The sequence below is a fragment of the Streptomyces sp. NPDC059740 genome (genome assembly GCF_042733155.1).
In the GTDB taxonomy this organism is placed as follows: Bacteria; Actinomycetota; Actinomycetes; order Streptomycetales; family Streptomycetaceae; genus Streptomyces.
Window position 1 is genome coordinate 97,922 of record NZ_JBHWGP010000013.1, and the last position, 13,854, is coordinate 111,775.

Below are 13,854 nucleotides of genomic sequence, written 5' to 3' on the forward strand. Positions count from 1 at the left end.
TTGCCGCCATTGACGGTGTTTCCAGAGTTCTGGTCACCGCAGACCGCTCCGCGGCTGCATTCAGTGCGCGTTCCACCGTCATCGCTCTGCAGAAGGACGAAGGCGCCACCGATTATCGCTGCGATGATTGCAGCGGCCGCACCGATCCCAGCAATGACATACTGCTTGTCCAACCCGGCCATATCACTCCAAGTGACCAACCGACCGCGAAAGGTGATCCAGATCGGTTTCCGACCACACCTGACGGGGTTCCACTACCCGGGATCGTAGCGCAGCAGTCCTCATGCGGCGCCGATCAAATGATGCGCCATGACAGCGAAGGCCCCCGCGGCCAAACGCAGTTGACACTCCTGGCCCGGGTACGGCGAATGTCTCCTGTATCTGCGGCACAACGCCTAGGCTGCGCCCGTGACCGAGGACGACGCGCACACCGCCTGCCACCCCTGCGAGCCGGCGGCCACCGGTTGCCGCCCCGAAGCCGCCCCTCCTGCGCACCGGGAGACCGCCCGGCCTCGCGGGTGGGGCCACAGCGACCGCTTCCCCCTCGACCTGCCGGTCGTCGCCGGGTTGCGGGACACCGCGGCGGGGTGGGCGTGGCTGGAGGAGCTGCCGGGCATCGTGCGGGACCTCGTGGAACGCTGGGGACTGCGGCTGGAACCCCCGCTGCGCGGCGGTAGCTGTGCGTGGGTGGCGCCGGCCACCACGCCGGACGGGTCGCGGGTGGTGGTCAAGGTCGGCTGGCCGCATCGCGAGGCCGCCGGCGAGGGGATCGCGCTGCGGCAGTGGGGCGGCAGGCGCGCCGTGCGCCTGCTGGCCGAGGTGCCCGAGCACGCTGCGCTGCTCCTGGAACGGTGCGAGCCCGGCGTCCCCCTCCGCGAGGCCGCGCTGCCGCCCCGCCGGGCGCTGGCTGCGGGCGCCGCCGTGCTGACCGAGCTGTGGTCCGCGGCTGCGGTGGCCCAGGGCGCGCTGGAGCGGGTCGAGGACGTCTGCGGCGAGTGGGCAGACGGGGTGGAGGAACGTGCGGAACGCCTCCGGCCGCCCTACGACCGTGCTCTCGTGGCCCGCGGTGCGGCGCTGCTGCGGGAGTTGCCGCGCACGGCGGCACGCCGGGTGACGGTGCACGGCGACTTCAACCCCGGCAACCTGCTGGCGGCCCGGCGTGCGCCGTGGCTGGCCATCGACCCCAAGCCGATGGTGGGCGACCCGGGGTACGACCCGTGGCCGCTGCTGGCGCAGACCGACGATCCGTTCCGGGGGCCCGACCCTGCGGCGGAGTTGCGCGAGCGCCTCGCCGTGCTCGCGGACCTCTCGGGGGAGCCGGCCGAGCGCTTGGCGGCCTGGGCGTCGGCACGCGCCGTGGAGAGCGCCCTGTGGCACGCGGCCCACGGACGGGTGGCCGCGGGCGCACAGGACATGGCCAGGGCACACGTCATGTCCTCGCTCACCGACGCCTGACGGGCCCGGCCGCCTCGCCCGTCACAGCTGCTCCTTGTTGCCGGCCCCCGTGGCGTCCCGGTCGCGGGCGGCGACCCGTGCCGCGTGGGTGGGCGCCTCGGCGACGCCGGGGGCCCGCCGGGCCGCGAACTCGCGGCGCAGCACGGGGACGACCTCCTCGCCCAGGATGTCGAGCTGCTCCAGGACGGTCTTCAGCGGCAGGCCGGCGTGGTCCATCAGGAAGAGCTGGCGCTGGTAGTCGCCGAAGGACTCCCGGAAGGTCAGGGTCCGCTCGATGACCTCCTGGGGGCTGCCGACGGTCAGCGGCGTCTGCTCGGTGAACTCCTCCAGCGAGGGGCCGTGGCCGTACACCGGGGCGTTGTCGAAGTAGGGCCGGAACTCCCGCACCGCGTCCTGGGAGTTGCGTCGCATGAAGACCTGCCCGCCGAGGCCGACGACGGCCTGCTCGGGCGTGCCGTGGCCGTAGTGGGCGAAGCGGGTGCGGTACAGCTCGATCAGGCGCCGGAAGTGGTCCCGGGGCCAGAAGATGTTGTTGGCGAAGAAGCCGTCGCCGTAGTAGGCGGCCTGCTCGGCGATCTCCGGGCTGCGGATGGAGCCGTGCCAGACGAAGGGCGGTACGCCGTCCAGCGGCCGGGGCGTGGCGGTGAAGCCCTGGAGCGGCGTGCGGAACCTGCCCTCGAAGTCGACGACGTCCTGCCGCCACAGCCGGTGCAGGAGCGCGTAGTTCTCCACGGCCAGCGGGATGCCCTCGCGGATGTCCTTGCCGAACCAGGGGTAGACCGGGCCGGTGTTGCCGCGCCCCATCATGAGGTCCACCCGGCCGTCGGCCAGGTGCTGGAGCATGGCGAAGTCCTCGGCGATCTTCACCGGGTCGTTGGTGGTGATCAGCGTGGTGGAGGTGGAGAGGATCAGACGTTCGGTCCGGGCGGCGACGTAGCCGAGCATGGTCGTCGGTGAGGACGGGACGAACGGCGGGTTGTGGTGCTCACCGGTCGCGAAGACGTCGAGCCCCACCTCCTCGGCCTTGAGCGCGATGGCCACCATCGCCTTGATCCGCTCGTGCTCGGTGGGGACCGTTCCGTCGGTGGGGTCCGGCGTCACGTCACCCACGGTGAAGATTCCGAACTGCATGGCGCCCCTCCGAGAGGTAGTTGAATGACGAACGACCTCTGTAACCGTACAGGTCACTCGCGCATTCCGGCGAACGCGAGCGCCCACCGGCCCCGCCCTGCCTCTCCCCGGCCGCCCCCGATGGCGGGCACGGTCGCCGCCGGCCACCGGGTACCCCCGGTCCCCTTCTCACCCCGGACCGGCGGAGGACCTCCTCGCGGTCTCCGCCGTCCGGAGCGGGCTGGGCCTACCGGGCGAGCGCCGCGATCTGCGCACCGGCCATCAGGAAGGCGCCCACACCGAAGTCGGCGGTGGTGGTCCAGCCGACCGGCTGACTGGACTCCGGGCGGTCGCCGACCCCCTGGACGTAGCCGAGGAAGCCGTCGGGGTGGACGGCCGTGGCGACCATGCCGTTCCACGCCCGGGCGGCGACGGGCCGGTAGGTGCCGGCGGGCACCAGCCCACTGCGCACCGCCCAGGCGCTCGCATAGGCGAAGAAGGCGGTGCCGCTGGTCTCTGGCCCCGGCAGATGGGCCGGGTCGGCGAGGTTGACGTTCCAGAAGCCGTCCGCACGCTGGACCGACCGCAGCGCCCCCAGCTGCTGCACCAGCGTCGCCCGGTACTCGGCCAGCCCCGGGGCCCCGGGCGGCAGCACCGCGAGCACCTTGGCGTGGGCGCCCGCCACCCAGCCGTTCCCCCGCGACCACACCACCGGCAGGCCGTTCGGCGAGGTGATGCCGCCGGGCAGGAAGTTCTTGTCGCGGTACCACAGGCCGCTGCCGGGGATCCAGAGCCCGGGCCCGCCCTCGACGGATCGGGTGTGGGTGTAGAGGGCGTGCATCTTCTCCAGGTAGGAGGGGTCGCCCCGCAGGACGCCGAGCCGGGCGAACGGCGGCATCGCCATGTGGAGGGCGTCGTCCCACCACCAGTCGTCGTTCTTGTCGGGCTGGTCGGTGACCATGGTGTGCAGGCACTCCTCGATGGCCGTCAGGGCCGCCGGGTCCCCGTCGACCTCGTGGAGGTCGAGATAGGCCTGGCCCGCGCACTGGTTGTCGGCGTGCCGCGTGGTCACCCCGCCCAGCAGCCCGTAGTCGTGGCTCTCGGCCCAGTCCCTCGTGTAGTCGAGGTAGCGCCGTTCGCCGGTGAGGCGGTGGGCGGCCATCATGCCGCTGAAGAGGGTGGCGCGCGCCCAGCCGTTATCCCCCGGGTCACTGTGCGCGCCGATCCACTGGTCGGCGACGCGTCGTACGACCTCCAGCACCTCCGCGCGCGCCGGTATCCCGGGCGAGGGGGCGGCCGGCCGATCTCCCGCCGCGCCGGCCGCGCCCCGGGCGTACGCCGCGGCGGGGGCGAGGGCGGGGAGGACGGCGGCGAGCGCGGCGGCGGTGACGAACTGGCGACGTTCCACGGCAGGTACCCACTTCCGGTGCGGTCCCGGGCGGCCGGCCGGCGCGCTCCTCGTCCTCGGGGCGCAGCGGACCGCGCCACCGGGATTCATGGATGTGAACATCGTTCGGTGACGTGACGCGCGCCCATCGTGGCAGCCAACCGCCCGCACGGGAAGGGAGGTTCACGCATCCGTGCGACCGGCCCGCCGACGCCCCGGGCCCGGACACGGCCCCCGGGGCCCCGGCAGCACAGGACCCCACCCCGCGAGCGCCGACGGGGTGTCAGGCGGGCACGGGGTGAGGTCGGGTGAGGCGTCGGTCGCCCTCGCGGGCGGGGGGTTCAGTCGATGCCGCGGACGATGTGGGGTTCGGCGGGATCGTCCTCGTAGCCCGCCAGCCGCACCGGGGTGCAGCTCTCCCACACCTCGATGGTGCGCAGTTCGCGGACCCTGCCCTTGCGCTCGCTCTGCTGCCACCCGGTCTTCGGCCGCTGCGCGTCTTCCAGTGCCACCACGCACTCCTCACGAGGAAAAGGGACGACGTGCGGCGCGTCTCGGCGCCGCCCTCTCAGATCGGGACCTGGGCCAGGTGTACGGCTTCTCCCGCGACGGGCCGGGGTGTTGGCATCTCCCAGAACGGTCGTCCGTCGTCCCTCAGCCTAGCCACACCACGGCCTCCGCGCTCGCCGACGGCTCTCGCACATCCGTACCCGGGGGGCAGGGAGACGCGGGACGGGCGTCACTTCAGCAGCCGGGACATCCGCCGGTCGGCCAGCGGCCTGCCGCCGGTCTGGCAGGTGGGGCAGTACTGGAGCGAGGAGTCGCGGTAGGAGACCTCCCGGATGGTGTCGCCGCACACCGGGCAGGGCTCCCCCGTTCGGCCGTGCACCCGCAGCCCGCTCCGCTTCTGCGCCTTGAGGCCGGAGGCCAGCACGCCCTGCGAGCGCTCCACCGCCTCCCGCAGCGTGCTGTGCAGTGCCTGGTCCAGACGGTCGAACTCCTCGTCGGTGAGGTCCGCCGCCAGGCGGAACGGGGAGAGGCGGGCGGCGTGCAGGATCTCGTCGGAGTAGGCGTTCCCGATCCCCGCGACGACGCTCTGGTCACGCAGCACCCCCTTGATCCGGTTGCGCCGGCCCCGCAGCAGGGCGGCCAGCTCCTCCCGGCCGAAGTCCGCGGCGAGCGGGTCGGGGCCGAGCCGGGCGATGCCGGGGACCTCCCCGGCGTCACGCACGCAGTACACCGCCAGGCGCTTCTGGGTACCCGCCTCGGTGAGGTCGAACCCGCGCCTCTCCCCTCCGTCCAGCAGGACGCGCAGGGCCAGCGGGCCCTTGCTGGGGCGCGGCGCGGTGGTGGGCGGGTCGTCGTACCAGCGGATCCAGCCGGCCCGGGCGAGGTGGACGACCAGGTGCAGTTCCTCGTCCCCCGCCACCTGGAGGTCCAGGAACTTGCCGTGGCGTTCCACGGCGGTGATCCGGCCGCCCGTCAGGGCGCCCAGCGGCGGATCGTAGGTCTTGGTCACGTTCACGGCGACCGGCCACACGGCCGTCACCGTGTGGCCGACGGCGCGTGCGGCGAGGAAGTCGCGCAGCGCCTCCACCTCGGGCAGTTCGGGCATGCCTCCAGGGTGCCTCGCCCGGCGTCGTCCGCACCCGGTGGCGGGGGCCGTTCGGACGCGGGCGGTCCGCCGCCGGCGGCGCCTGCGCCCGGTGCCCCGCGACGGGTCGGCGTCCGCCGCCCGGTCGTGCTAGGCAGGGGGGATGGAATGGTTCTCGGCGTCGGGTTACTGGTGGGGACGGCTGGTGTTCCAGCGCGGGCTGGCGGTGATCTACCTGCTGGCCTTCCTGGGCACGGCGGCGCAGTTCCGGGCGCTGCTCGGGGAGCGGGGGATGCTGCCGATCCCCCGCTTCGTGGAACGGGTCCCGTTCCGGCGGGCCCCGTCCGTCTTCCACCTGCGGTACTCGGACCGCTTCTTCGCGCTGTGGGCCTGGGGCGGCGCGGCGCTCTCGGCCGCCGCGGCGGCGGGAGCGGCCGACGCGGTGCCGCTGTGGGCGGGCATGCTCTGGTGGGCCGTGCTGTGGGCGATGTACCTCTGCGTGGTCAACGTGGGGCAGACCTGGTACGGCTTCGGTTGGGAGTCACTGCTGCTGGAGGCCGGTGCGCTGGCCGTCTTCCTCGGCAACGACGAGGTGGCCCCGCCGGTGCTGACGCTGTGGCTGCTGCGCTGGCTGGTCTTCCGGCTGGAGTTCGGGGCGGGCCTGATCAAGATGCGGGGCGACGAGTGCTGGCGGAAGCTGACCTGCCTCTCCTACCACCACGAGACGCAGCCGATGCCGGGGCCGCTGAGCTGGTACTTCCACCGGCTTCCCGGCAGGCTGCACAAGGTGGAGACGGCCGCCAACCACGTGGCGCAGCTCCTCGTCCCCTTCCTGCTCCTCACCCCGCAGCCGGTGGCCACCTGGGCGGCGCTGGTCATCGTCGTCACCCAGCTCTGGCTGATCGCCTCGGGCAACTTCGCCTGGCTGAACTGGCTCACCGTCCTCCTGGCCGTCCCCGCCGTCGACGTCTCGGGGTGGGCCTCGGCCCCCCACCGCCTAGCCGCGCCCCTGTGGTTCGAGGTGCTCGTGATTGCCTACACGGTCGGGGTGCTCGCTCTCAGCTACCGCCCGGTGCGCAACCTGCTCTCCAGGCGGCAGGTGATGAACACCTCCTACGACACCCTGCACCTGGTCAACTCCTACGGTGCGTTCGGCAGCGTGACGCGGGTGCGGCGGGAGATCGTCGTGGAGGGGACGGACGAGGAGCGGGTGGGGCCGGACACGGTCTGGCGGGAGTACGGCTTCCGGGGCAAGCCGGGCGACGTCCACCGCATGCCCCGCCAGTTCGCCCCCTACCACCTGCGGCTGGACTGGCTGATGTGGTTCGCCGCCCTCTCCCCCGCCTACGCCCGCTCCTGGTTCACCGCGCTGCTGGAGCGGCTGCTGGAGGGGGACGCGGACACCCTGCGGCTGCTGCGCCACAACCCGTTCCCCGCCGCGCCGCCCACCCACGTCCGCGCCCGTCTCTACGTCTACCGCTTCACCACCTGGCCGGAGCGCCGGGAGACGGGCGCCTGGTGGCACCGGAGCGGGGTGCGGGAGTTCGTCGGCCCGGTGGCCCTGCGCGGCGGGGCCCGCAGCCCGGGCGGGTGAGCAGCCGGGGCGGGCCCCTTGTCATCGCGGGCCGCGGCACCCACCCTGAGATCCGGCGCCCGCCGCGCCCTTCACATCCGCACCCCACGTCTCAGAGGTGAACTGGTGAATCCGGAACCCGCACGGAACCCGCTCAGTCGTCGCCGGTTCGCCGGCTCCCTGGTGGCCGGCGCGGTGCTGACGGCGACCGCGGGCTCCTCCCCCGCGCAGGCGCACGGCAGGGCGCACCACCACCACGCGGAGCAGACCCGTCCGCTGTTCCTGGGGACCTACACCGACCAGGACGGCGGCGGCAAGGGCATCGGCCTGGGCTCCTACGACCCGGTCTCGGGCCGGATCACGGCCACCGGTGTGATCGAGGGCGTCCACAACCCCTCCTACCTCGCCTTCGGGCCCTCGGGGTCGGTGCTCTACGCGGTCAACGAGACGGTGACGGCCGGCGAGGACGGCGGGGTCACCGCGGTGGCGCTGCGGCCCGACGGCGGCCACGAGGTGCTCGGGCGGCGCTCCACCGGCGGCGCCGGCCCCTGCCACCTCTCCGTCCACCCCGGCGGCGCCTGGCTGCTGAGCGCCAACTACCTCTCGGGCAGCGTGGCCGTCCACCCCATCGGCGCGGACGGCGCCCTCGGCGAGCGCACCGACCTGAAGGTCCACTCCTCCCCCGCCCCCGGCCCCGGCCAGGACGGCCCGCACGCCCACCAGGTCCTCACCAGCCCCGACGGCGGACACGTCCTGGCGGTGGACCTCGGCACCGACACGGTGTACACCTACCGCCTGGACACCGGCTCGGGCACGCTGACCCAGGTCTCGACCGCCGCCCTGCGGCCGGGAGCCGGCCCCCGGCACCTGACCTTCCACCCCGGCGGCCGCATCGCCTATCTCGCCAACGAGGTCGACAACACGGTGGTGGTGTGCGCATACGACGTGGAGAGCGGCCGGCTGACGCCCGGTGAGCCGCTCTCCACCGGCACCCGGCCCGGCGTGACCAGCTACCCCGCGCAGTTCGCGGTCACCGCGGACGGGGCGTGGGCCTTCCTCGCCAACCGGGGCGACAACACGATCACCCGGTACGCGATCGAGGACGAGGGGCGGGAGCTGCGCCTGCTGGACACCGTGCCGGTCGGCGGCGACTTCCCGCGCCACCTCGCCCTCTCCCCCGACGACCGCCTGCTCTTCACCGCCAACCAGAAGTCCGGCGACGTCAGCGTGTTCACCGTCGGCCCCGGTGACGGCAGCCTGACCTCCGCGGGCCCGGCGTTCGACTCGCCCGTGGCGGTCTGCGTCCGGCCCCGGTGACGTGCGCGCGGCGCGCCGCGGCCACGCCGGTGGTGCGGCCCGCCGCGCTCACCCCGACACGCGGCGCCGCACCCCTTCAACCACGGCCCACCGGTCGGTACCGTCCAGTAACATGACGGACACACACGACGTGGTGAACCAGCCCCCGCCGCTCACCGACTTCCACACCGCCGACGAACCCGCCCTGCTGGCCGCGGTGCGGCGGGGCGGTGCGGGGTGGGGCGAGGCCCAGCTCCTGGAACTGGGGGCGCTCGCCGGCACCGAGGAGGTGCAGGAGCAGGCCCGCATGGTGGAGGAGCAGCCGCCGCGCCTGCGCACCCACGACCGCTTCGGCCACCGCGTCGACGAGGTCGAGTTCCACCCCGCCTGGCACCAGCTGATGGCCAGGGCCGTCGAGCACGGGCTGCACGCCGCGCCGTGGGCGGAGGACCGTCCCGGCGCCCACCTGCTGCGCGCCGCCAAGTTCTACGTGTGGTCGCAGGCGGAGGCGGGGCACGGCTGCCCGATCTCCATGACGTACGCCGCCGTCCCCGCCCTGCGCGCCGCGCCGGGGCTGGCCGTCGCCTACGAACCGCTGCTGACCTCCGGCACCTACGACTTCGGGCTCCGGCCGCCGCTGGAGAAGGCGGGCCTCATCGCCGGCATGTCGATGACGGAGAAGCAGGGCGGCTCCGACGTGCGCGCGGGCACCACCCGGGCCGTGCCCGCCGCCGACGGCTCGTACCGCCTGACGGGGCACAAGTGGTTCACCTCCGCGCCCATGAGCGACCTCTTCCTCGCCCTGGCGCAGACTCCCGAGGGACTGAGCTGCTTCCTGGTGCCGCGGGTGCTGCCCGACGGAACCCGCAACCGCATGCACCTGATGCGGCTGAAGGACAAGCTCGGCAACCACTCCAACGCCTCCTCGGAGATCGAGTACGACGGCGCGGTGGCCCACCTGGTGGGTGAGGCCGGGCGGGGCGTGCGCACCATCGTGGAGATGGTCAACATGACGCGGCTGGACTGCGTGCTGGGGTCGGCGGCGAACATGCGGGCGGGATTGCGCCAGGCCCTCCACCACACCGCCCACCGCGCGGCGTTCGGCCGGCAGCTGGCCGAACAGCCGCTGATGCGCTCGGTCCTGGCCGACCTGGCCCTGGAGTCGGAGGCCGCCACCGTGCTGGCGATGCGGCTGGCCACCGCCGTGGACCGCAGCAGGCAGGGTGACGCCCAGGAGGCGGCGCTGCGCCGGCTGGCGCTCGCGGCCGGCAAGTACTGGGTGTGCAAGCGCGGGGCGACGCACGCGGCGGAGGCCCTGGAGTGCCTGGGCGGCAACGGCTACGTCGAGGAGTCGGGCATGCCGCGGCTCTACCGGGAGGCGCCGCTGCTGTCGATCTGGGAGGGCTCCGGCAACGTCGCCGCGCTGGACGTGCTGCGCGCGCTGGGGAAGGAACCGGACTCTCTCGACGCCTACTTCGCCGAGGTCGAGGCCGCCTCCGGCGCCGACCGGCGGCTGGACGCCGCGGCGGCCGGGGTGCGCACGCTGCTCGGCGAGCTCGGCGACCCGGAGCGGGCGCAGCTCCTGGCGCGCACGCTGACCGAGCGGATGGCGCTGGTCCTCCAGGGCTCGCTGCTGGTGCGGTACTCCTCCCCCGCGGTGGCCGACGCGTTCTGCGCCTCGCGGCTGGACGGCGAGTGGGGCGGCGCGTTCGGCACCCTCCCGCCGCGCGCCGACCTGGCGGGCATCCTGGCCGGGGTCCGCGCCGACCCGGCACCGGCCCCCGCCTCGGCGGTGGCCGCCGGAGCGCTGGGGTGAGCGTCCGCGTCGAGCGGGCCGGGCCGGTCACCACCGTGGTCCTCTCCCGGCCCGAGGTGCGCAACGCCGTGGACGGCCCGACCGCGCGGCAGCTCGCCGACGCCTTCCGGGAGTTCGAGGCGGACGAGGACGCCTGCGTGGCCGTGCTGTGGGGGGAGGGCGGGACGTTCTGCGCGGGCGCCGACCTCAAGGCGGTGGGGACGCCGCGCGCCAACCGGGTGGCCCCCGACGGGGACGGGCCGATGGGCCCCACCCGCATGCGGCTGGGCAAACCGGTCATCGCGGCGGTGAGCGGGCACGCCGTCGCCGGCGGTCTGGAACTGGCGCTCTGGTGCGACCTGCGGGTCGCCGAGGCGGACGCCGTCTTCGGCGTGTACTGCCGGCGCTGGGGCGTGCCACTGGTCGACGGCGGGACGGTGCGGCTGCCACGGCTGGTCGGCGAGGGGCGGGCGCTGGACATGATCCTCACCGGCCGGGCTGTCCCCGCCGAGGAGGCCCACCGCATCGGTCTGGCCGACCGGCTGGTGGAGCGGGGGCGGGCCCGCGTCGCGGCCGAGGAACTGGCCGCCGCCCTCGCCCGGTTCCCCCAGGCGTGCCTGCGCGGCGACCGCGCCTCCGTCCTGGAGCAGGCGGGCCGGCCGCTCACCGAGGCCATGGCCGGTGAACTGCGGCACGGGACGGCCTCGTTGGCAGCGGAGGGGGTGGCCGGGGCCGCGCGGTTCGCGGCGGGGGCCGGACGGCACGGAACGTTCGAGGCCTGAGCGACCGCGACCGTTTGCCCGGGAGGTCCACACGGAACGATCAATTCGATCGTTTGGCGTGGACCTCTTGAGCGTTCGTGCGCGGCGGTGTTTCATCGGCACCGCCCCGCCCCGCGCCTCCCGCCCCGCAGACCGGCCCGTCCCGGGGCGGACGCCTCCCTGCCCGGCAGCCGGCCGCCCCACCCCGTGGGGTGCGCCGCCCACACCCCTGGAGTCCTCCATGCCGCGTTCCTGGTCGCGCAGGTCCCTGATCACCACGGCCTCGGGGGCGGTGCTCGCCACCGGGATCACGGCCGGCCCGGCGGCCGCCGCCCACCCCGCCGAGACGCCCGCCTCCCCCGCGCCGGCGGCGGGCGCCGCCGACTACGCGGCCCTGCGCACGCGTTGGCGGGAGCTGATGCTGGGCTCGGGCTTCACCCCCACGGGCGCGCCCTTCCGCGACCGGCTGGCGCAGCTCGGCTCCCAGGCCTCACAGCTGCGCGCGGCGATGGCGCCCGCGACGGGTTCGCTGTGGCCGGACGCGGTCTTCGGCGACCCCGACCCGGACACCGACACCGAGTCCTACGGCTACTCCGGGCAGATCCAGACCAGCTACCAGCGGCTGCACACCATGGCGGAGGCGTACGCGCAGCCCGGCACCGGCCTCACCGGCGACAAGGCCCTGGCCGACGCCGTCCTGGCGGGCCTGGCCCACCTGGAGCAGCAGGTCTACCGGGCCGGCGCGAAGCCCTACGGCAACTGGTACAGCTGGCAGATCGGCGCTCCGCAGGCACTGCTGGACGTCCTGGTCCTGCTGCACGACCTGGTGCCGGCCGAGGACCGCGCCCGTTACCTCGCGGCGGTCGACACCTTCGTGCCGGACTCGGCGGTGGCCGCGTACACCGGGACGTCCACCGGCGCCAACCGGGTGGACCTGTGCCGGGTGCTGGCGCTGCGCGGCGCCGTCGGTGAGGACGCGGCCAAGCTGGCGCTGGCCCGCGACGCCCTCTCGCCCGTCCTCCCCTACGTCACCAGCGGCGACGGCCTGTACGCCGACGGCTCGGTGGTGCAGCACACCTGGGTGCCCTACACCGGTTCCTACGGTGCGGTGCTCATCGACGGCCTCAGCCGGCTCTTCGCGCTGCTGGCCGGCTCGGCCTGGGAGGTCACCGACCCCCACCGGCAGGTCGTCCTGGACGCGGTGGAGCACGCCTACGCGCCCTTCCTCCTCGACGGGCTGGTGATGGACGGCGTCTCGGGCCGCGCGGTCAGCCGCGGTCTGTCGCCGGGCGCCGCCGGCCGGACGCAGCAGAGCGACCACACCCGCGGCCACCAGATCATCGCCTCGGTGCTGCTGCTGGCGGAGGGGGCGAGTGCCGGCGAGCGGGCCCGCTGGCGGGCCCTGGCCAAGGGGTGGCTGCGCCGGGAGGAGTTCCTGCCGGTGGAGCGGGACACCACGCTCGCCGTCGGCCCGCTGGCCCGCCTGACGGACGTCCTGGCCGACGAGGAGGTGCAGGCGCTTCCGGAGCCGCGCGAGCACCGCCAGTTCCCCGCCATGGACCGCCTCACCCACCGCACCGCCGGCTGGGCCGCCTTGCTGTCCATGTCCTCCCGCCGCATCACCTACTACGAGACCGGCAACGGCGAGAACGGCAGGGGCTGGAACTCCGGTTCGGGAATGCTCTACTGGTGGGGCGGCACCGGTGGCGACGGCCAGTACAGCGACGCCTTCTGGCCGACGGTGGACCCGATGCGGCTGCCCGGCACCACCGTCTCCCACAAGCCGCTGGCGGTGGCCGAGGGCGGCGACTGGGGCGCGGCCCGGCCCGACGTGGACTACGCCGGCGGCGCCACCGACGGCACCTGGGCCTCCGCCGGCCAGCACCTGAAGGGTTTGGACTCCACGCTGACCGCCCGGAAGTCCTTCTTCTTCCTGGACGACGCGGTGGTCTGTCTGGGCGCCGGGATCACTGCCTCGGACGGCCACCCGGTGGAGACCGTCATCGACAACCGGAACCTGGGTGCCGCGGGCAGCGCCCTGCTGACCCTCGACGGCGTGCCCCAGCCGATGCGCACCCCCTGGACGACCAGGCGCCGCGACGTGCGCTGGGCCCACCTGGCCGGACACGCGGGGTACGTCCTGCTGACGCAGACCGACCTGACCGTGGTGCGCGAGGAGCGCACCGGCGCCTGGCAGGACGTCAACACCGGTGGTTCTCCCGATCCGCTGACCCGCCGGTACGTGACGCTGCTGGCCGGCCACGGCCAGGACCCCTCGAACGCCGGTTACGCCTACCTGCTCATGCCGGGCGCCGACGCGGCGCGGACCGCGGCCCGGGCGGCGGACCGGCACTGGGTGCGCGTCCTGGCCAACACCGCCGGCGTCCAGGCGGTGCGGGTGCCCTCCCTCGGCTTCACGGGGGCGAACCTGTACGCGGCGGGCTCCGCCGGCGAGCTGGTCACCGACGGCCCGGCGAGCGTGACCGTCCGGGAGGCCCGGGGGCGCCGCGGCGAGCGGACCGCGGTGCTCTGCGTGAGTGACCCCACCCGCACCGCGGACCGGCTGCGGGTGACCTGGCGGCGGCCGGTGAGCGCCGTCCTCTCCCGGCCAGGCACGGTGACGTCCGTCACCACCGGCGCCGCGGTCACCCTCACCTTCGACGGGCTGGCCGCCACCGCCGGCGTCACCCAGCGGACCGTGGTGCGCCTGGCCTGACCTGCGGCGCAGCCTGCCTTCGCGGGCCCGTGCGGGGGCGGCCGACGGCTCTTGGGCGACCGCCCCCCGCCCGGCCGGGCCGCCGCTGCGGCGCGTTAGGGTTTCCGGCGGAGGGTCCGCCCTCCGGGTGCTTCGACCAGCAGGCACCGGCGCGGGAGCGCCGTGGA

Annotated in this window: 10 protein-coding genes; 6 read left to right on the forward strand and 4 right to left on the reverse strand. The window is 74.5% G+C overall.

What is annotated here, in order from left to right; translation table 11 throughout:
* Positions 1-408 precede the first annotated feature (408 nt).
* Positions 409-1,455 carry an aminoglycoside phosphotransferase family protein gene (locus ACFV3R_RS17880; RefSeq protein WP_385583124.1) on the forward strand — a complete coding sequence of 349 codons (1,047 nt, stop codon included), beginning with the start codon at positions 409-411 and terminating at the stop codon, positions 1,453-1,455.
* A gap of 21 nt (positions 1,456-1,476) precedes the next feature.
* On the opposite strand, the gene ACFV3R_RS17885 is transcribed toward ACFV3R_RS17880, so the two are convergent.
* From ACFV3R_RS17885 to ACFV3R_RS17900, 4 genes are all read right to left on the reverse strand, one after another.
* The gene (locus ACFV3R_RS17885; protein ID WP_385583127.1) at positions 1,477-2,586 is read right to left on the reverse strand and encodes an LLM class flavin-dependent oxidoreductase; all 1,110 of its coding nucleotides are present in this window, start codon (positions 2,584-2,586) and stop codon (positions 1,477-1,479) included.
* A gap of 226 nt (positions 2,587-2,812) precedes the next feature.
* Positions 2,813-3,973, reverse strand: a complete 1,161-nt coding sequence (locus tag ACFV3R_RS17890; protein ID WP_385583129.1) for a glycoside hydrolase family 88 protein — start codon at positions 3,971-3,973, stop codon at positions 2,813-2,815.
* A gap of 320 nt (positions 3,974-4,293) precedes the next feature.
* Entirely contained in the window at positions 4,294-4,464 is a 171-nt protein-coding gene (locus tag ACFV3R_RS17895; RefSeq protein ID WP_385583411.1) for a hypothetical protein, read from the reverse strand.
* A gap of 227 nt (positions 4,465-4,691) precedes the next feature.
* Positions 4,692-5,567, reverse strand: a complete 876-nt coding sequence (locus tag ACFV3R_RS17900) for an Fpg/Nei family DNA glycosylase (protein ID WP_385583132.1) — start codon at positions 5,565-5,567, stop codon at positions 4,692-4,694.
* Positions 5,568-5,709: 142 nt separating this feature from the next.
* Between ACFV3R_RS17900 and ACFV3R_RS17905 the strand changes: the two genes are divergently transcribed.
* The 5 genes from ACFV3R_RS17905 (at position 5,710) to ACFV3R_RS17925 (ending at position 13,687) form a co-directional block, all read left to right on the forward strand.
* A complete protein-coding gene (locus ACFV3R_RS17905; RefSeq protein WP_385583135.1) occupies positions 5,710-7,140 on the forward strand; it encodes a lipase maturation factor family protein in 1,431 nt (476 codons plus the stop codon).
* 102 nt (positions 7,141-7,242) lie between these two features.
* The gene (locus tag ACFV3R_RS17910) at positions 7,243-8,436 is read left to right on the forward strand and encodes a lactonase family protein (protein WP_385583375.1); all 1,194 of its coding nucleotides are present in this window, start codon (positions 7,243-7,245) and stop codon (positions 8,434-8,436) included.
* 112 nt (positions 8,437-8,548) lie between these two features.
* Positions 8,549-10,231 carry an acyl-CoA dehydrogenase family protein gene (locus ACFV3R_RS17915; RefSeq protein ID WP_385583138.1) on the forward strand — a complete coding sequence of 561 codons (1,683 nt, stop codon included), beginning with the start codon at positions 8,549-8,551 and terminating at the stop codon, positions 10,229-10,231.
* Positions 10,228-10,992, forward strand: a complete 765-nt coding sequence (locus tag ACFV3R_RS17920) for a crotonase/enoyl-CoA hydratase family protein (RefSeq protein ID WP_385583142.1) — start codon at positions 10,228-10,230, stop codon at positions 10,990-10,992. Before ACFV3R_RS17915 ends, ACFV3R_RS17920 begins: the two co-directional genes overlap by 4 nt.
* A 220-nt stretch (positions 10,993-11,212) precedes the next feature.
* Positions 11,213-13,687 (forward strand): polysaccharide lyase 8 family protein, encoded by a 2,475-nt coding sequence (locus tag ACFV3R_RS17925; protein WP_385583145.1) that lies wholly within the window; start codon positions 11,213-11,215, stop codon positions 13,685-13,687.
* Positions 13,688-13,854 lie beyond the last annotated feature (167 nt).

Excerpts from the sequence above, each read along its gene's own strand:
- ACFV3R_RS17885 (WP_385583127.1), bottom strand. The coding sequence starts at position 2,586 with ATGCAGTTCGGAATCTTCACCGTGGGTGACGTGACGCCGGACCCCACC.
- ACFV3R_RS17900 (WP_385583132.1), bottom strand. The coding sequence starts at position 5,567 with ATGCCCGAACTGCCCGAGGTGGAGGCGCTGCGCGACTTCCTCGCCGCA.
- ACFV3R_RS17905 (WP_385583135.1), top strand. The coding sequence starts at position 5,710 with ATGGAATGGTTCTCGGCGTCGGGTTACTGGTGGGGACGGCTGGTGTTC.
- ACFV3R_RS17915 (WP_385583138.1), top strand. The coding sequence starts at position 8,549 with ATGACGGACACACACGACGTGGTGAACCAGCCCCCGCCGCTCACCGAC.
- ACFV3R_RS17925 (WP_385583145.1), top strand. The coding sequence starts at position 11,213 with ATGCCGCGTTCCTGGTCGCGCAGGTCCCTGATCACCACGGCCTCGGGG.